The 16,598-nt window shown below is 55.2% G+C and carries 16 protein-coding genes; 4 read left to right on the top strand and 12 right to left on the bottom strand.

All coding sequences use genetic code 11. From position 1 onward, the window contains the following. Positions 1–8: 8 nt before the first annotated feature. The 6 genes from K7H21_RS05700 to K7H21_RS05675 form a co-directional block, all read right to left on the bottom strand. Entirely contained in the window at positions 9–1,061 is a 1,053-nt protein-coding gene (locus tag K7H21_RS05700) for a fimbrial protein (RefSeq protein WP_049115113.1), read from the bottom strand. Beyond that, positions 1,061–1,690, bottom strand: coding sequence for a fimbrial protein (locus K7H21_RS05695; RefSeq protein WP_049115114.1), 630 nt, complete (start codon positions 1,688–1,690; stop codon positions 1,061–1,063). Before K7H21_RS05695 ends, K7H21_RS05700 begins: the two co-directional genes overlap by 1 nt. 18 nt (positions 1,691–1,708) lie before the next feature. Further along, a complete protein-coding gene (locus K7H21_RS05690) occupies positions 1,709–2,452 on the bottom strand; it encodes a fimbrial biogenesis chaperone (protein ID WP_004124233.1) in 744 nt (247 codons plus the stop codon). A 25-nt stretch (positions 2,453–2,477) separates the two neighbouring features. Continuing rightward, complete coding sequence (locus tag K7H21_RS05685) at positions 2,478–4,946, bottom strand: fimbria/pilus outer membrane usher protein (protein ID WP_049115116.1); 2,469 nt, start codon at positions 4,944–4,946, stop codon at positions 2,478–2,480. Between the two features lie 75 nt (positions 4,947–5,021). Then, positions 5,022–5,576: a fimbrial protein gene (locus tag K7H21_RS05680; protein ID WP_004124239.1), complete on the bottom strand. Its 555-nt coding sequence runs from the start codon at positions 5,574–5,576 to the stop codon at positions 5,022–5,024. Positions 5,577–5,655: 79 nt separating this feature from the next. After that, positions 5,656–6,195, bottom strand: coding sequence for a fimbrial protein (locus K7H21_RS05675; protein WP_004124241.1), 540 nt, complete (start codon positions 6,193–6,195; stop codon positions 5,656–5,658). A gap of 648 nt (positions 6,196–6,843) precedes the next feature. Here K7H21_RS05675 and mutS point away from each other — a divergent pair. Continuing rightward, entirely contained in the window at positions 6,844–9,405 is a 2,562-nt protein-coding gene (gene mutS, locus K7H21_RS05670) for a DNA mismatch repair protein MutS (RefSeq protein ID WP_004124242.1), read from the top strand. Positions 9,406–9,523: 118 nt separating this feature from the next. Here mutS and K7H21_RS05665 read toward each other — a convergent pair whose 3' ends face one another. From K7H21_RS05665 to K7H21_RS05650, 4 genes are all read right to left on the bottom strand, one after another. Beyond that, on the bottom strand, positions 9,524–9,676 hold the full coding sequence (locus tag K7H21_RS05665) for a Hok/Gef family protein (RefSeq protein WP_032742193.1): 153 nt from the start codon (positions 9,674–9,676) through the stop codon (positions 9,524–9,526). Between the two features lie 337 nt (positions 9,677–10,013). Then, entirely contained in the window at positions 10,014–10,250 is a 237-nt protein-coding gene (locus tag K7H21_RS05660) for a non-oxidative hydroxyarylic acid decarboxylases subunit D (protein ID WP_004124248.1), read from the bottom strand. 10 nt (positions 10,251–10,260) lie between these two features. Beyond that, a complete protein-coding gene (locus tag K7H21_RS05655) occupies positions 10,261–11,688 on the bottom strand; it encodes a non-oxidative hydroxyarylic acid decarboxylases subunit C (RefSeq protein WP_004124250.1) in 1,428 nt (475 codons plus the stop codon). After that, positions 11,688–12,281: a non-oxidative hydroxyarylic acid decarboxylases subunit B gene (locus K7H21_RS05650; protein WP_004124253.1), complete on the bottom strand. Its 594-nt coding sequence runs from the start codon at positions 12,279–12,281 to the stop codon at positions 11,688–11,690. Before K7H21_RS05650 ends, K7H21_RS05655 begins: the two co-directional genes overlap by 1 nt. A 170-nt stretch (positions 12,282–12,451) precedes the next feature. On the opposite strand from K7H21_RS05650, the gene K7H21_RS05645 reads away from it, so the two are divergent. Next, the gene (locus K7H21_RS05645) at positions 12,452–12,871 is read left to right on the top strand and encodes a MarR family winged helix-turn-helix transcriptional regulator (protein WP_004124256.1); all 420 of its coding nucleotides are present in this window, start codon (positions 12,452–12,454) and stop codon (positions 12,869–12,871) included. On the opposite strand, the gene K7H21_RS05640 is transcribed toward K7H21_RS05645, so the two are convergent. Continuing rightward, positions 12,868–13,752: a LysR family transcriptional regulator gene (locus tag K7H21_RS05640; protein ID WP_223035646.1), complete on the bottom strand. Its 885-nt coding sequence runs from the start codon at positions 13,750–13,752 to the stop codon at positions 12,868–12,870. The two genes, K7H21_RS05645 and K7H21_RS05640, sit on opposite strands and share 4 nt — an antisense overlap. 107 nt (positions 13,753–13,859) lie before the next feature. Here K7H21_RS05640 and K7H21_RS05635 point away from each other — a divergent pair, with 107 nt between their 5' ends. Both K7H21_RS05635 and K7H21_RS05630 read left to right on the top strand, forming a co-directional pair. Then, positions 13,860–15,074, top strand: a complete 1,215-nt coding sequence (locus K7H21_RS05635; RefSeq protein WP_049115118.1) for an MFS transporter — start codon at positions 13,860–13,862, stop codon at positions 15,072–15,074. Beyond that, positions 15,071–15,448: a DUF4440 domain-containing protein gene (locus K7H21_RS05630; RefSeq protein WP_112166453.1), complete on the top strand. Its 378-nt coding sequence runs from the start codon at positions 15,071–15,073 to the stop codon at positions 15,446–15,448. Before K7H21_RS05635 ends, K7H21_RS05630 begins: the two co-directional genes overlap by 4 nt. A gap of 65 nt (positions 15,449–15,513) precedes the next feature. Here the strand turns inward: K7H21_RS05630 and rpoS are convergent, their stop codons facing one another. Continuing rightward, on the bottom strand, positions 15,514–16,506 hold the full coding sequence (rpoS, locus tag K7H21_RS05625) for an RNA polymerase sigma factor RpoS (RefSeq protein ID WP_004104962.1): 993 nt from the start codon (positions 16,504–16,506) through the stop codon (positions 15,514–15,516). Positions 16,507–16,598: the final 92 nt, after the last annotated feature.

Raw genomic sequence — 16,598 nt, 5'->3', positions numbered from 1 at the left:
CTGTCCCCTTACTGAAACTCAGCGACCACGGTGGCCGATGCCTGGAAATCCCCTTCGAGAACGTTGGTTCCGGCATTGGCAATCGGCGCGGCGGTCAAATTCCAGGTTCCCTGATTGTTATTAAAACCCGGCACGTCATAAAACTTATTCGCGGCGACTAAACTGCCGCCGGAATCTTTCAGGATAATGCCAAGATTGGAGCGGTCGACGGCGCCGGTGGTGCCTAAATAATCGCTGTTAAAACTGGCGGTATTGGCCTGCTGAATTCCGAGGCGAATATTTAAATTGCCGGTGGCGAAACTCCCCCCTTCGCACTTCACCTGAATCGGCACGGACTGGCTGTAATTGCTGCCGTTAAGCAGCGAGCCCGCGCTGGGGATGGTATTAAAATCAACGACGATCGGCGATCCTGAGTTGACAATACATTTATCCGGAACGGTAATGACTCCGGAATTAATCGAGACAATTGACATGGGAGTGCTGCCCATCCCTGCGCTGTAATTCCCAAGGCGCCCATAAAGCTTGGCGATTTCAGTACCCAGCAGGTTAACGCCGTTGACAATCGGCTTGGTGATCATAAACGTTACCCGCCCCTGAGCGCCGGACTCGAAGTTGTTAAACTGGGTAGTTGGCGGTACGCATTTATTTTGATAAGCCTGGTTTGACTCATTATTAAAAGGGACCGGAAGATATTCCATGCGCTGGCCGCGGATATAAATCTCAATTTTCACATCCATATAATCATTGAGTTTTAAATACCCCGGCGAGCTGCCCTGCTGCAGCAGCGAGGCGGTCGCAGAGTAATAAATCGCCTGGTCTTCCATTGGAATAGTGCAGCTGGCGATACCAGAATATTGTCCGCCCAATGAAAAGACATAAGGAATCGTCGCCCCAATGCTGTTATTGGTAATATCCTGGTTGGCGACGTCGATATTGTACATTTTAGGTCCGCCAACCGGCGTAATTTCCCCTTCCACCGCCGCGCTGGCGTCGAGAGAGAATAAGCCGCCGCAGAGTAATAGCGTGATGCAAGATTTCCGCCCGATAACCCTCGTCGCCATCAGAGATACTCCATTTTTAAACGCAGCAGTCCGCTAAAGTTTCCTGCGGTCACGTTTCGCCCGGTCGATTCCAGCACGGCAATAAACGTCAGGCTGCTGTCGCCGGTTTTCACGATAAACGGCGGCTGCGTTTGATTAATATCCAGCGCCCGCTCTTTGACATCCAGCAGGCGAATACCGGCTCCTGAGATGCTGCCGGTCAGGCGCAGCAGTTGGCGATTATGCTCATCCGACTCGCCGATAAAGGTGAGCTGAACCGCCTGCTCGCCGGTGGTGTAGAGATGCTTGCTGCTACCCGTCGTCCGTGAGGCGATGCTGTCGCGCGCCTGCGATGCGCCTTTCAGGCAATCCCTCAGCTCGACGCGAACCAGCACCGGCTGGCTCCGATCGCCGGCCTGATGGAAACGACGGGCGCTGATTTCGCCCATCTCAATAATCTGCAGGCGGCTCTGCGGCGCCAGCACGCACGGCGAGGCATAAACGGAGCCATTGAATATCACGTTACCGCCATCTTCCCCCTGATGATCCTGGTTGTAGTGCTGCGGCTGTAGCGGAATATCAGCGTCGGCCAGCGCTGGCATACTGATACCGAATACAAACAGTGCTAAAAGCGATAGGCGCGTTTTCATCATCAGGTTCCTCTTTAATTACCCTTGCTGCGATGGCGGCAGCGCTTTACAGGTGTTTCCTTCACAGCGGTACTTCAGCTCTGGATGTCCGCCATAATCGTTCACGTACATCATCGCAAAATCTCTAACGCCGCCATCGGTCACGCTGAACTCCAGACTGGACTTCGGCGCAATCATAATTCCCGGGAACTTAGTGATTTTTTCACCCTTAACGCGGGACAGGCTAATAATGGTGATGTAGTAAGGCGTCGGGTTTTGCGCAGTCATCTTATTGCCGCTCTTTTGAAAGACGACCTGGTCCTGCCAAATCTCGCTTTTGCTTTTGGGAATAATGGCGGTCGGGCGGAAAAATAATTTAATCCGCGACTGCATGGCTAACTGCAGGACGTTAGCTTTATCCGGCTTGGGCGGAATTTCGCGCACGCTTAAATAAAACAGGCTTTCCCGATCCTGCGGTAATTGATTAATACCGTCAGTTTTGGTGACCCGCGCTACCCCTTTTTGCCCGCCGTTAATCCGCTGCAGAGGCGGCAGCACCACCAGCGGAGAGGTGATCTTGTTACCCTTGCTATCCTCCACCCACGATTGCGCCAGGAACGGAATATCCGGGCTGGTGTTGGTTAAATTGGCGCTCGCCGAGCTATCTTTACCGGTGATGATAAGACGCGTGCGATCCAGCGAAACCCCCGCCTGCGCGGTACCGCTTACCGCCGCCAGCATCAGAACGCCTATCCAGCAGAGTTTGTTGCTTGTTATGCTCATTTTTGGCCTTTTATTACTGTCACTGTCATTTACACGGCAATAGCGCGGCTGTCGAACGACGCTCTATGGTCGGCGGGATGGCAATCTGACACTGCTTTTTCCCGCTCCACACTACGCTTAGCAGTTCCTGAGGATTAACCCCTGCCAGCCATCCCTGCCCACCTTCCATAATCATCGATACGCTTACGCCATCGCCGTTGATAACCTCGGCGCCGAACGGCGGATAGGTACCGTCAGCCAGGCGGATAATGCCCATCATTTTTTCGCCCTGCGCCATGCCGAAGGTCTGATAGCCAATAGCGCCTTCGGTCAGCGTGGCGGTGCTGATGGCTTTTGCCGGTTCGATGGATTCCGACATCGCATCAACGTCAACCCGGGTATCAAAGCTGTTGTAGCTCACGATGTCCGGAATAACGGCGATGCCGAAATTATTGGTTCTTGATTTACCGTCATTGAGCGGCACGTCGCCTATGCCGTTGGTGTTCACCATTACGCGCGCCGTGTTGAGCGTCGCGCCGCTGTTGTGGATCGCCGCCCCGTGCCGGGTCGCGGTAAAGCCGCCGCGCAGGGTGCTGCTCAGAGAGAGATAGTGATCCTGCTGATAGCTGGCGTTGCTGTTGATTTCAGCGTACTGCGAGCGACGCTGATAGTAGCCGTCGACGTTGGCATAGCCGCTCTGGCTCGCTCCGGCACGCAGACGCCACAGGTTGTTGTAGTCGCTGCTGTCGGTATAGGAGAGCATCGGGCTGGTTTTGCCGTTATTGGTCTGCACGTCGAGACCGCTCCATTTGCTATCGCCAACCGGAATGGAAAGCGAGAAAGCAATAGAGTCGTCTTTCCGCCCTTCGTAATCCGAACGGTAGGCCGAAATATTGGTGGTGATCCCGCGAATATTACCGACGTTAAACGAGCGCCCTAACGAGATGCCGTAGCGATCCTGGCTGCTTCGATTCCAGTAATTCTGATGGGTATAGGTCAGAAAAACGGTGGTTGCTTTGCCTGGCTCATCGGCCCAGAACGTTTTATTCCCGGTGATGGTATAGACTTCTTTTTCACGCCCAAGACTGTCGTAACCCTCATAGCGCTCGTTGAGATATTGCGAGAAAGAGCGGAAGTCCTCCTGCGAGAAGCGATATCCGGCGAAGGTAATGGAACTATTATATTCGTCGAACGTTTTCGCATAGCTCAGCTTAAACGAGGTTCCTTTAAGCCGTTTCTGGTTTGACTGCTGGCTGTAGGACTCCGTGGCGTCCAGCGAGAGGGCGCCAAGTACGCTGAGATCGCGGCCAATACCGGCGGAGACTGCGGTATATTCAGCCCCTGCGCTTTGTAACCCGCCGTACAGCGACCAGGCGTTGGTGATCCCCCAGGAGAAATCGCCGGAAGCAAAACCGGGGCCCTGAATTTTATGGCTATAGCGGGACGGCGCGCCGATGGCCACGTTGTAGCGCACGTAGCCGGGACGCGTAAGATAAGGAATGTTGGCGGTGTTAACCTGGAAAGTCGAAATTGAGCCATCCTGCTCTTCCACCTGCACATCCAGCGTACCGCGCACCGAGCTGCGTAAATCCTGAATATTAAACGGCCCGGCTGGCACCGTCGTTTCATAAATGATGCGCCCGCTCTGCTTCACCGTCACTTTGGCGTTGGTCTTGGCCAGGCCGCGAATTTCCGGCGCGTACCCCTGCAGGTTTGGCGGTAGCTGACGCTCATCGCTGGCGAGATTAAGCCCGGTAAAGCGCACGGTGTCGAAGACCTGAGAATCAAGATAGATCTCTCCCGCCGTCAGCTTTGCCGCCATCATCGGCAGCGGACGGTAGGCGTAGATCTGATTCATATCGAAATCAAATTGATGCGTCGCGCTGTAATAGCTGGTCTGATATTCGCCGCGCAGGCGCCAGCCGCCGAGGTTAACCCCGGTCTGACCGTATCCGCTCAGGGTGCTGTAATCTTCATGCATATCAAGCTGGCGGGTATATTGCCCGGTCAGGCTATAATCGAGCAAAAATCCGCCGATCCCCTGGTCCCAGCGCTCCGGCGGCGTCCAGTTCGGATCGTTGTATTTCATCCACGCCTGCGGGACGGTGATGTCCAGCACCCCGGCGTAGTTACTGAGGGTGGCGCCAGGAAGGCTCAGCAGGTCATAGCAATCGGCAAACGGCTGTGCAACCTTTTGCTGCGCTTCCTCTTTCAACGCCAATCTGGCAAGAATTTCGCCGTTAATGCAGGCCTGGGTATGCTTCTGGTCTTTAGAAGCCAGATAGCGAACCTTTTGCTGCCCGACCGCCTGGCCATTTATTTTAATATCTAATAAGTACTCGCCCGGCGGGACATAGTTGTCGGTGGCGAAACGGGTTAAATCGATATTGTCGCGATCGGCCGCATCCAGTACGTCAGTATTAAATTCGACGTCGGTTGAGGCGTATGCCATAGAGGTACAGCAGAAAAAAAGCATCTGAGAGAGGATTGTTTTTATTTTTTGTTCTGCTGACATGACTATTCATCCCGAATCATTCAGTAAAATATCGTGCGCGACAAACAAGCTCCAACAGCAATCGCTGGCTTGTTTCTAGTTGTAATCCATAAAAAAACGAGTGACGGCGTAAAAATCCCCGGCCTTAATATGCTGCTGAACCGGCACCAGCGTAGCGGTAAATTTCAGCGTATTATTCTCATCACTCAGGAGATATCCCGATGAGGGTTCTCCAAACGTTAAAATTTCCCCATGGCGATCGCGAATCTGGATACCAAAACCCTTTCCTTCACCATCCGGAATTAATACTGTCGGGTCCTGTGATGAAGCATTTCCGGTAAAAGTAATCGTGGCATAAGCGCCTGGCGTTGATTGATTTACGCTGCCGAAAGAGGCGCAGCCAATTAAGCGCACTAAAAAAGGCCGGATAAGCTTACTTTCTTGATCGCTATTAATATCGCGAGCGGAAATGTTACCGAAATCTACCCATAGCTCCCGTGAATTAGGATCAATATCGCATGCGGCAGCCACCAGCTCCCCCGAAAGAGCCAGCTGTCCAGGCGTAAAACTAGTACTCGAAGCATGTCCGGAAAAGAGTAATCCCGATACCAATAACGCCATCAGTCTCTTTTTCTCTGTATCCTTAACCATACTCAGAATTCCATATTATCTGGCACCTACTCCAATATCGCGGGGAGAAATCTCCCCGCGAGCGATAATTCAAAATCGATTATTGATAATCGATAGTGAAATTGATCGTTGACTGGAATGCGCCTGCAGTTACGGTGGTGGTAGAACCGCTCGCTGCCGCTTCCGCTTTCAGGAATGCCACGAAAGGAATGGTGTTAGTACCATCAACCAGGGTGACCGGAGTGGTCTGCGCGCCCCAGGTTACAGTCTGGCTAGCGCTGTCTTTCAGGCCGATACCTGCACCGGATGCAGTACCAGAAGTAAATGCAGCCAGAGTAGGATCGTTCGGGTTAACCGAAGTCGGGGTATAGGAAACAACGGCGCTGCTGGCGATAGTGGTATCGCAATACTGCAGCTCGATGTTTTTGGTTTCAGTTGCCTGACCACCGCCTTGCAGCAGGGAAACTGGAACCTGACCAAAATCAACGGTTACCGGGCTGGACGACGGAGCTAAACCACACGCGGTATTCACCAGCTCACCCTGAAGCTCAATCTGACCATTCGTGGTATCAGCCAGTGCAGACATTGAGCCGAGAGCAGCAGTTAATGCCACAGCCATAGCAACTTTATTCAGTTTCATAGAAAATTCCTGCGTTATAAATTTTTATCCTAAAAGAGTAAGGAGCTATAAAATTGCCGAAGTCTATTCACCCAACAATTTCCAGCCCTCCGCATCACCGAAAAATCCGTTTCAATAATTAGACTATTAATTAATATTAATAATTTAATTAAAGCCAGATCCCCTGGTCGACAAAAATACTAACAAATCATTTTTTAGGTAAAAAGAGATACATTTACAGGGGAATTAAAAAAAGATTTAACCTCGCGAACAATGCCACCATAGGAAATTAACTCGCAGAGCCCTGAGATATATCCTAAAAACAAATTGCGTCAGGTAATTAATAAATGATAGAGGACCGACATTCGCAGTAAAGCAATTGTAACATAGATCACAATTTATTAACAAATGGCTTTTCCTGATATAGGGATAGTAAAAAGCAGCCCACGCAATGGACATTACGCAGCGGCTAAGAGGCGGGGAAGTCGATTCATGGGCCCATCGCGCCTTCTTGTTTTCCTGACCTGAAGACTCCGTTATCATGCGGCCTATGTGTCAATGAAAAGAAAAGCACAATGTCACGGGAACCGATGAACAATAGCGCGACGTCATGAAAACAATAAACTCCGCTAACGCGTTAAAACGTAAGAAAATGGACATCAATAACAGATGAGTACATTAGAGAATTTCGACGCCCACACCCCCATGATGCAGCAGTATCTCAAGCTGAAAGCCCAGCACCCGGAGATCCTGCTGTTTTACCGGATGGGTGATTTTTACGAACTGTTCTATGACGATGCGAAACGCGCGTCGCAGCTGCTGGATATCTCGCTGACGAAGCGCGGCGCTTCCGCGGGCGAACCGATTCCGATGGCCGGGATCCCGCACCACGCGGTGGAAAACTATCTGGCCAAACTGGTGAATCAGGGCGAGTCGGTGGCCATTTGCGAACAGATTGGCGATCCGGCAACCACCAAAGGGCCGGTGGAGCGCAAAGTCGTCCGCATCGTGACCCCGGGAACCATCAGCGATGAAGCCTTGCTGCAGGAACGCCAGGACAATCTGCTGGCCGCCATCTGGCAGGACAGCAAAGGTTTTGGCTACGCCACCCTCGATATCAGCTCCGGGCGTTTTCGCCTGAGCGAGCCCGCTGACCGCGAAACGATGGCTGCCGAGCTCCAGCGCACCAACCCCGCCGAGCTGCTGTACGCGGAGGATTTTGCCGAGTCGTCGCTTATTGAGGGTCGCCGCGGCCTGCGCCGTCGTCCGCTGTGGGAATTTGAAATCGACACCGCGCGCCAGCAGCTCAATCTCCAGTTCGGCACGCGCGATCTGGTTGGTTTCGGCGTTGAAAACGCCCCGCGCGGCCTGTGCGCCGCCGGCTGCCTGCTGCAGTACGTCAAAGACACCCAGCGCACGTCATTGCCGCATATCCGCTCCATCACGATGGAGCGCCAGCAGGACAGCATCATTATGGATGCGGCCACGCGCCGCAATCTGGAGATAACCCAGAACCTGGCCGGCGGCTTTGAAAATACCCTCGCCTCGGTACTCGACTGCACCGTGACCCCCATGGGCAGCCGTATGCTGAAGCGCTGGCTGCATATGCCGGCGCGCGACACCACCGTGCTGGTAGAGCGCCAGCAGACCATCGGCGCGCTGCAGGAACATTACACCGAACTGCAGCCGGTACTGCGTCAGGTCGGCGACCTCGAACGTATTCTGGCCCGCCTGGCGCTGCGCACCGCCCGCCCTCGCGATTTAGCGCGTATGCGTTACGCTTTCCAGCAGCTGCCGGCGCTGCGCGCCATGCTGGCCGACGTCGACTGCGCGCCGGTGCAGCGGCTCCGGGAAAAGATGGGGGAATTTAGCGAGCTGCGCGAACTTCTGGAACGGGCGATTATCGATGCGCCGCCGGTGCTGGTTCGCGACGGCGGCGTTATCGCCCCCGGCTATAATGCGGAACTCGATGAGTGGCGCGGCCTGGCCGATGGCGCGACCGATTATCTCGACAGACTGGAAGTTCGCGAGCGCGAGCGTCTGGGGCTGGACACGCTGAAGGTGGGCTACAACGCCGTCCACGGCTACTACATCCAGATTAGCCGCGGCCAGAGCCAGCACGCGCCGATCCACTACGTCCGTCGCCAGACCCTCAAGAATGCCGAGCGCTATATTATTCCTGAGCTGAAGGAGTATGAAGACAAAGTGCTGACCTCCAAAGGGAAGGCGCTGGCGCTGGAAAAGCAGCTGTACGATGAGCTTTTCGATATGCTGCTGCCGCATCTTGGCGACCTGCAGCAGAGCGCCAGCGCGCTGGCGGAGCTCGATGTGCTGGTGAACCTCGCCGAGCGCGCGGAGACCCTCAACTACTGCTGCCCGACCTTTAGCGATAAGCCGGGCATTCGGATTAGCGAAGGCCGCCATCCGGTGGTTGAGCAGGTGCTGAAAGAGCCGTTTATCGCCAACCCGCTGCACCTCGCCCCGCAGCGGAGAATGCTGATTATCACCGGTCCGAATATGGGCGGTAAAAGTACCTATATGCGCCAGACCGCGCTGATCGCCCTGCTGGCGTATATCGGCAGCTACGTTCCGGCGGAAAAAGTCGACATCGGCCCTATCGATCGTATTTTCACCCGCGTCGGCGCGGCGGATGACCTGGCCAGCGGCCGCTCAACTTTTATGGTAGAGATGACCGAAACCGCTAATATTCTGCATAACGCCACCGAGCATAGTCTGGTGCTGATGGATGAAATTGGACGCGGTACCTCGACCTACGATGGCCTGTCGCTGGCGTGGGCCTGCGCGGAAAATCTGGCGAATAAGATCAAAGCCCTGACCCTGTTTGCCACCCACTACTTCGAGCTGACCCAACTGCCGGAGAAAATGGAAGGCGTGGCCAACGTCCATCTTGATGCCCTGGAGCACGGGGATACTATTGCCTTTATGCACAGCGTGCAGGATGGTGCGGCCAGTAAGAGCTACGGTCTGGCGGTTGCCGCGCTGGCCGGAGTGCCAAAAGAGGTGATTAAGCGCGCGCGGCAGAAGCTGCGCGAGCTGGAAAGCATCGCGCCGAGCGCTGCCGCCACGCAGGTGGACGGTACCCAGATGTCGCTGCTTTCCGCTCCGGAAGAGACCTCGCCCGCGGTTGAAGCGCTGGAGAATCTTGACCCGGATTCGCTGACTCCGCGCCAGGCGCTGGAGTGGATCTATCGCCTGAAGAGCCTGGTATAGTTCTCGTTTAACGTGAAAAACGGCAGCGTCCTGCGGTGCTGCCGTTTTAATAAATGCAAACTGGGTGCGAGAGGATGCATCCTGACAACCAATACGCGGGGTTGCCCCCGCGCTGATGCTATTTCTTCGATTCGTAAGCGAGAACAGCTTTAAACGCCATACTACGCTCTTTAATACTGAGTTCGCACAGCGAGCTGCGCACCAAAAGCGTAAATCCCAGTACCGCAATACACAGTACGACGATTGCCACAAGGGCATATTTTGTTAGCATGTCTTGCCTCCCTGCAAAGAAGAGACTAACATCTGAATTGTTCAGGTTCATCCGTCAGCCTCAGTTGATAGAAATATCTTCTGGGGCTTTCGTTTATCTGAATCTTTATAAATGCTCAAAGCCAGATAACCTCAAGCACCCGCCGCTATTCTATATTTTCCCGGCTGCGAAGCTTATCGGTAATTTATCAAACTCGTTGAGTTTATTATAAACTGGAGATAACTCGCAAATATATCTGCTTTATTAACCTTTTATGTAATTTGAAAATTAATTAATAAATATTTTGCATTGATTAACTCAATATAAAAAAGGCCCGACTAAGCGGACCCCGTTGATTTTAGCGTTTATCTTCCGCCAGCAGCGGCGGAATATGCGGCACCATCGGCGCGTCATCAATATCCTTCTGGGTCATGCGGAACGCTTCCGGATAATGTTCGCGGCTGGTACGGCGTAGCGGTTCCGTATCACGCCAGGTGTAGAAACAGTGCTGGCACTGGAATACCGTCCAGACATCTTTTACCGGCGACGTTGCCAGCACTTCAATATGTTCATCGGCGCAGCGTGGACAAATCATCTTTTTCTCCTTATTTACGGTTGGCCAGCATGGCGGTCAGTTTTTCAGCCCAGGCTTTGGTTTCAGGGAGATCCTGTACCGGCTGGCTGTAGTGGCCGCGCAGATCGGGCGCAACCGGCGTGGTGGCGTCGATAATCAGTTTGTCGGTGATCCCCGCCGGGCTGGAGCCTGGATCGAGCTCCAGTACCGACATATTAGGCAACTGCACCAGGTCCCCGGCCGGGTTGACCTTCGACGACAGCGCCCACATCACCTGCGGCAGGTTGAACGGGTCGACGTCCTCATCAACCATGATCACCATCTTCACGTAGCCCAAACCATGCGGCGTGGTCATCGCCCGCAGGCCTACCGCGCGGGCAAAGCCGCCATAGCGTTTTTTGGTGGAGATAATCGCCAGCAGGCCGTGGGTGTACATCGCGTTGACGGCCTGTACCTCGGGGAACTCAGCCTTCAGCTGCTGATACAGCGGCACACAGGTGGCCGGGCCCATCAGATAGTCGATCTCGGTCCACGGCATGCCGAGATAGAGGGACTCGAAGATCGGTTTGCTGCGGTAAGAGACTTTATCAATTCGTACCACCGTCATATTACGGCCGCCGGAGTAGTGGCCGGTAAATTCGCCGAACGGGCCTTCGATTTCACGCTTGCGGCTTTCAATCACCCCTTCGAGGATCACCTCTGAGCCCCACGGCACGTCAAAGCCGGTCAGCGGAGCGGTCGCGATAGGATAAGGACTTTCGCGCAGCGCGCCGGCCATCTCATATTCCGACTGATCGTATTTCAGCGGCGTAGCGCCCATGAGGGTAATAATCGGATCGTTTCCCAGGGTGATGGCAATCGGCAGGTCTTCACCGCGCTCTTCCGCTTTGTGCAGATGCAGAGCGATATCGTGCATCGGTACCGGCTGCAGGCCCAGTTTACGTTTGCCCTTCACCTCCATACGGTAAATGCCGACGTTTTGCTTGCCAAAATTGTCCGGGTCGAGAGGATCGCGAGAAACCACACAGGCTTTGTCGAGATAAAAGCCGCCGTCGCCGTCGTTGAGACGGAACAGGGGCAGAATATCGAACAGATTAATCGCCTCACCGTCGACGGTATTTTCCGCCCACGCCGGGTTTGCCCGCCGCTCCGGCGTCACCGGGAATTTATCCCAGCGACGAATAAATTCGTCGATCTGATTTTTCACTGGCGTATTCGGCGGCAGACCTAGCGAGATAGCGTGGTTCTGCCAGGAGCCGATGGTGTTCATTGCCACGCGCGCATCGGTAAAACCGCGAATATTGTCAAACCACAGCGCGGGAGCGCCATCGCCGATGCGCCCGGTGGCGTTTGCCGCCGCGGCCAGATCCGGCTCCGCGTTCACTTCTTCGCTAATTTTCAGCAGTTGCCCCTGCTCGTCCAGCGCCTGCAAAAAGCTGCGCAAATCATCAAAAGCCATTATTCATTCTCCTGTGAAATATTCTCTACCGCCCGTAACCCGTTCCAACGGCGCGCTTTGTGATATTGCAGACCGAACTGATCCAGCACCCGCGTGACAACGTGGTCAGTGACGTCCTCAATGGTTTTGGGATGGTTGTAATAGGCGGGCATGGGCGGCACCATCGCCACGCCCATGCGCGACAGAGCCAGCATGTTTTCCAGATGGATAGTGCTCAACGGCATTTCGCGCGGTACCAGCACCAGCTTACGCCCCTCTTTCAGCACCACGTCCGCGGCCCTCCCAACCAGCCCCTCGGCATAACCGGCACGGATACCGGCCAGCGTTTTCATACTGCAGGGGATAACGATCATGCCGTCGGTACGAAATGAACCTGATGAGATGATGGCGGCCTGATCCGCCGGGCTATGCGAGAAATCGGCCAGCGCCGCCACTTCACGGGCGCTGTACGGCGTTTCCAGTTCAATGGTGGTTTTGGCCCACTTTGACATCACCAGATGCGTTTCCACTTCCGGCATCTCACGAAGCGCTTTCAGCAGCGCAACGCCCAGCGGAGCGCCCGTCGCTCCGGTCATCCCTACTATTAGCTTCATCATCGCCTCACATTTTGTTCGTATACGAACATTTTTATTAAAGCTACGCTTGATAAGCTTTTCTTGCAAGTTCGTTCGTACACGGCCGCATTTTTCATCAAAACAGGAAAAATGCTCAAACGCCCTTCGAACGGCTATCATAGAACCGACGGTTTTTTTTGGGAGTGGTCATGGAGTTAAAAAACGAGGCGTTCCACCTGCTGCGCCAGCTTTTTCAGCAGCACACCGCCCGCTGGCAGCTTGAACTGCCGGACCTCACCAAACCGCAGTATGCGGTGATGCGTTCTATTGCCGAGCATCCCGGCATTGAACAGGTGACGTTAACGGAAGCGGCGGTCAGCACCAAAGCGACACTGGCGGAGATGCTGAGCCGAATGGAGAGCCGCGGTCTGGTTCGCCGCGAACACGACCCGGCGGACAAACGCCGTCGGTTTGTCTATTTAACCGCGGAAGGCGAAGCGTTACTGGCAAGCTCAATGCCGCTTGGTCACGCCGTCGACGAAGAGTTTTTAGGTCGGCTGAGCGATGAGGAGCGCCAACAGTTTTCGCACATCATCCACAAGCTGATGGCGCAAGAACAACAGCGTTAACCCAGGCGTTCGCGTAAAAAATCAATAAACGCCCGCACCCTGGCAGGAATATGCTGCGCGTCCGGGTAAACCGCGTATACCCCCTGGGGCGGAAAGCTAAACGCCGGCATTACCTTCGCCAGTGCGCCATCCGCCAGCGCAGCGACCACCAGCCATTCGGGTAGCAGCGCGATGCCGCTCCCTGCCAGCGCAAAAGCCATCAGCGCGCTGGCGCTATCCGCCGACAGCCGCGGCGCCGGTTTAATCTCGAAGGCAATACTCTCGTCATGGGGCCCGCTAAGCTGCCAGCGGAGCGGCGCGGTCAGACGTTCATGAATAATCCACGCCGATTTCGCCAGATCATCAAGCGTCTTTACAGGATGCTGCGCCAGCCATGACGGGGCTGCAACCGGGACGATGGCAAAGCGCGAGATCAGCGCCGCGCGGTAGCGCGAATCCGCCAGCGTGCCGAGGCGAATCGCCACGTCAAACCGTTCTGAGATTAAATCCGCGTGATGAGACGAGGAAACATGGCGTACGTGGAGCGCAGGATGCCGCAGGCTGAACTCTGCCAGCGCCGGAATAATCACCTGCGCGCCATATTCAGGCGTCGTCGTGATCCGCAGCTCGCCGCTCAACCCCACGTGGCTGCCCCGGACGTCGTCCTGCAGGTTTTCCGCCGCTTTCAGCAGCGCGACCCCGCGATGATAGAACAGCGAACCGGCTTCGGTAAGCGTCAGCCGCCGGGTCGATCGCAACAGCAGCGTGACCCCCAGCTCGCTCTCCAGCTGGCGGACGTTGAAACTCACCACCGCCTTGGTCTGCCCCAGAGCCGCCGCCGCAGTAAAACTCCCGCTATCGACTACCGCCACAAACATGTTCATTCGCTGCAGATTCAGCATCGCGCCGCCCATTGTCAAAATATTTACGACAGTATATCTCCGAATGTCGTGTTTATTCGCCCTGATACTGAGGTTTACAGTAGCGGCCTTCACGGGGGATTTCATCAATGACGTATCGCAACAAGGTCGCAACCGTTTTTCTGCTGGGTTTCTTTCTCGACTTAATCAATATGTTTATCGCCAGCGTCGCCTTTCCGGCGATGGGCCGGACGCTACACGCGTCGGTGGGCGAGCTGGCGTGGGTCAGCAATGGCTATATTGCCGGGCTCACCCTGGTGCTGCCGTTTAGCGCCTGGCTCAGCCAGCAGTTTGGGGCCCGGCGGGTATTCCTGCTTTCGCTTACCTTGTTTAGCCTCGGAGCGTTGGCTGCCGGGATGGCCGACTCGTTGATAAGCCTCGTCATGTGGCGCGCCCTGCAGGGGATGGGCGGCGGGCTGCTGATTCCGCTAGGACAGGCGTTAACCTGGCAACAATTCAAGCCTCACGAACGGGCGAAACTTTCCGCCGCGGTGATGCTGGTTGGGCTGCTGGCGCCGGCGTGCTCTCCGGCGCTCGGCGGAGTACTGGTGCAGTCGTTGAGCTGGCGCTGGGTTTTCTTTGCCAGCCTGCCGATAGCGCTGCTGACGTTCGGGCTGGCCGCGCTGTGGCTCAGGGATGAGAAGAGCATCGCGCGGCCGGGCGGCTTTTTACATATTTCGTTACTGCGCGACCCGCTGCTGCGCTTTTCTATGCTGGTCTATCTCTGCGTGCCGGGGACGTTTATAGGAATTAATGTCGTCGGGATGTTTTATTTGCAAAGCGTGACAGGGATGGCGCCCTCCACCATCGGCTCCCTGATGCTTCCGTGGTCGCTGGCCTCATTTGTGGCGATCGCGACGACCGGCCGCTATTTTAATCGTCTCGGCCCCCGCCCCCTGATTGCGCTGGGCTGCCTTCTCCAGGCAGCCGGAATAATCATCCTGGCTGGCGTCAATGCGCATACCGCCAGCAGCGCGCTGATCGCGGCGTTTATCCTGATGGGCGCAGGCGGCAGCCTGTGCAGCAGTACGGCCCAGAGCAGCGCGTTTCTTAACGTGGCGAACCCCGATATGCCGGACGCCAGCGCGCTGTGGAACCTCAATCGCCAGCTCAGTTTCCTGATAGGATCTGCGCTACTGGCGGCTTTACTGAGCGTTTTTTTACTTTACTGGCCAACCCCGCTGGCGTGGCGCGGCGTATTTATCGCCGCCGCCGTTTTGACCCTGGTGCCGCTGCTGGGTTGCCTAAAATTCGATAATCGGGCGCTCGTCTTACGCCTGCACGGTAAAATGGAGAACAAATGAATCGCTATATTGCGGAAGTTATTACGGCCCACGTGGCTATAGAAAACTGGCTGAATCAGGGGGAAGGGAGCGCCGAAGCGCTGCTGCATCGCTTTAGCCAGGAATTTAGCATGATCCCGATAAACGGTATGCGCATGGACCATCAGTCGGTCAGCGTTTTTTTTCGCGAGGCTCGCGCCAGCCGCCCGGGCTTGAAGATTGTCATCGACAATGCCGCCATACTTGCCGAATGGCACGATGGCGCAGCGGTGCTCTATCGGGAAATCCACGCTTTACCCGGCAAAGCGGACACCGCACGCTGGTCGACGGTTCTTTTCCGTCTGCAGGAAGGGAAAATCATCTGGCTGCACCTCCACGAGACGGCGCTCGCATAAGCGGCGGAGGCCCAAAAAAGAAAAAGGCCCAATCAAACGATTGAGCCTTTTTTAAGAAAGGTGTCTTACTCGCGGAACAGCGCTTCGATATTCAGCCCCTGGCTTTGCAGGATCTCCCGCAGGCGGCGGAGGCCTTCTACCTGGATCTGACGCACGCGTTCGCGGGTCAGGCCAATTTCGCGGCCCACATCCTCAAGCGTCGCGGCTTCATAGCCCAGCAGGCCGAAGCGACGAGCCAGCACTTCACGCTGCTTGGCGTTCAGTTCGAACAGCCATTTGACGATGCTTTGTTTCATATCATCGTCCTGCGTGGTGTCTTCCGGACCGTTGTCTTTTTCATCGGCCAGAATATCCAGCAGCGCTTTTTCCGAGTCACCGCCCAGTGGAGTATCCACCGAGGTAATGCGCTCGTTCAGACGCAGCATCCGGCTCACGTCATCAACTGGCTTATCCAGCTGTTCGGCTATCTCTTCCGCGCTTGGCTCGTGGTCCAGCTTATGGGACAACTCGCGTGCGGTACGCAGATAGACGTTCAGCTCTTTGACGATATGGATCGGTAAACGGATCGTACGGGTTTGGTTCATGATCGCCCGTTCAATCGTTTGACGAATCCACCAGGTCGCGTAAGTCGAAAAACGGAACCCACGTTCCGGATCAAACTTCTCAACTGCGCGAATCAGCCCCAGGTTACCTTCTTCAATCAGATCCAGCAGAGCCAGACCACGATTGCCGTAACGACGGGCTATCTTGACGACCAGACGCAGGTTGCTTTCGATCATCCGGCGGCGTGACGCAACATCACCACGCAGCGCGCGACGCGCAAAATAAACCTCTTCTTCGGCCGTCAGCAGCGGGGAATAACCAATCTCTCCAAGATAAAGCTGCGTCGCATCGAGCACCCGTTGGGTGGCTCCCTGCGAAAGAAGCTCTTCCTCAGCCAGATCGCTATCACTGGGTTCCTCTTCAACTAAGGCTTTCTCATCAAAAACCTCGACTCCGTTCTCATCAAATTCCGCGTCTTCATTTAAATCATGAACTTTCAGCGTATTCTGACTCATAAAGATGGCTCCTACCCGTGATCCCTAAGCAAAGCATCTTCGCTAAACATCACTCAAAAGACGCCAGGACGATAACCTTTTCTGCCCCGGTG

Origin of the sequence: Klebsiella sp. CTHL.F3a (assembly GCF_019890895.1) — a bacterium.
Taxonomy (GTDB): domain Bacteria; phylum Pseudomonadota; class Gammaproteobacteria; order Enterobacterales; family Enterobacteriaceae; genus Klebsiella; species Klebsiella grimontii.
This window is presented reverse-complemented; position numbering and strand designations above follow the sequence as displayed.

Coding starts and splice junctions, on each gene's coding strand:
- K7H21_RS05700 (WP_049115113.1), bottom strand. CDS start 1,061: ATGGCGACGAGGGTTATCGGGCGGAAATCTTGCATCACGCTATTACTC.
- K7H21_RS05695 (WP_049115114.1), bottom strand. CDS start 1,690: ATGAAAACGCGCCTATCGCTTTTAGCACTGTTTGTATTCGGTATCAGT.
- K7H21_RS05690 (WP_004124233.1), bottom strand. CDS start 2,452: ATGAGCATAACAAGCAACAAACTCTGCTGGATAGGCGTTCTGATGCTG.
- K7H21_RS05685 (WP_049115116.1), bottom strand. CDS start 4,946: ATGTCAGCAGAACAAAAAATAAAAACAATCCTCTCTCAGATGCTTTTT.
- K7H21_RS05680 (WP_004124239.1), bottom strand. CDS start 5,576: ATGGTTAAGGATACAGAGAAAAAGAGACTGATGGCGTTATTGGTATCG.
- K7H21_RS05675 (WP_004124241.1), bottom strand. CDS start 6,195: ATGAAACTGAATAAAGTTGCTATGGCTGTGGCATTAACTGCTGCTCTC.
- mutS (WP_004124242.1), top strand. CDS start 6,844: ATGAGTACATTAGAGAATTTCGACGCCCACACCCCCATGATGCAGCAG.
- K7H21_RS05665 (WP_032742193.1), bottom strand. CDS start 9,676: ATGCTAACAAAATATGCCCTTGTGGCAATCGTCGTACTGTGTATTGCG.
- K7H21_RS05660 (WP_004124248.1), bottom strand. CDS start 10,250: ATGATTTGTCCACGCTGCGCCGATGAACATATTGAAGTGCTGGCAACG.
- K7H21_RS05655 (WP_004124250.1), bottom strand. CDS start 11,688: ATGGCTTTTGATGATTTGCGCAGCTTTTTGCAGGCGCTGGACGAGCAG.
- K7H21_RS05650 (WP_004124253.1), bottom strand. CDS start 12,281: ATGAAGCTAATAGTAGGGATGACCGGAGCGACGGGCGCTCCGCTGGGC.
- K7H21_RS05645 (WP_004124256.1), top strand. CDS start 12,452: ATGGAGTTAAAAAACGAGGCGTTCCACCTGCTGCGCCAGCTTTTTCAG.
- K7H21_RS05640 (WP_223035646.1), bottom strand. CDS start 13,752: ATGCTGAATCTGCAGCGAATGAACATGTTTGTGGCGGTAGTCGATAGC.
- K7H21_RS05635 (WP_049115118.1), top strand. CDS start 13,860: ATGACGTATCGCAACAAGGTCGCAACCGTTTTTCTGCTGGGTTTCTTT.
- K7H21_RS05630 (WP_112166453.1), top strand. CDS start 15,071: ATGAATCGCTATATTGCGGAAGTTATTACGGCCCACGTGGCTATAGAA.
- rpoS (WP_004104962.1), bottom strand. CDS start 16,506: ATGAGTCAGAATACGCTGAAAGTTCATGATTTAAATGAAGACGCGGAA.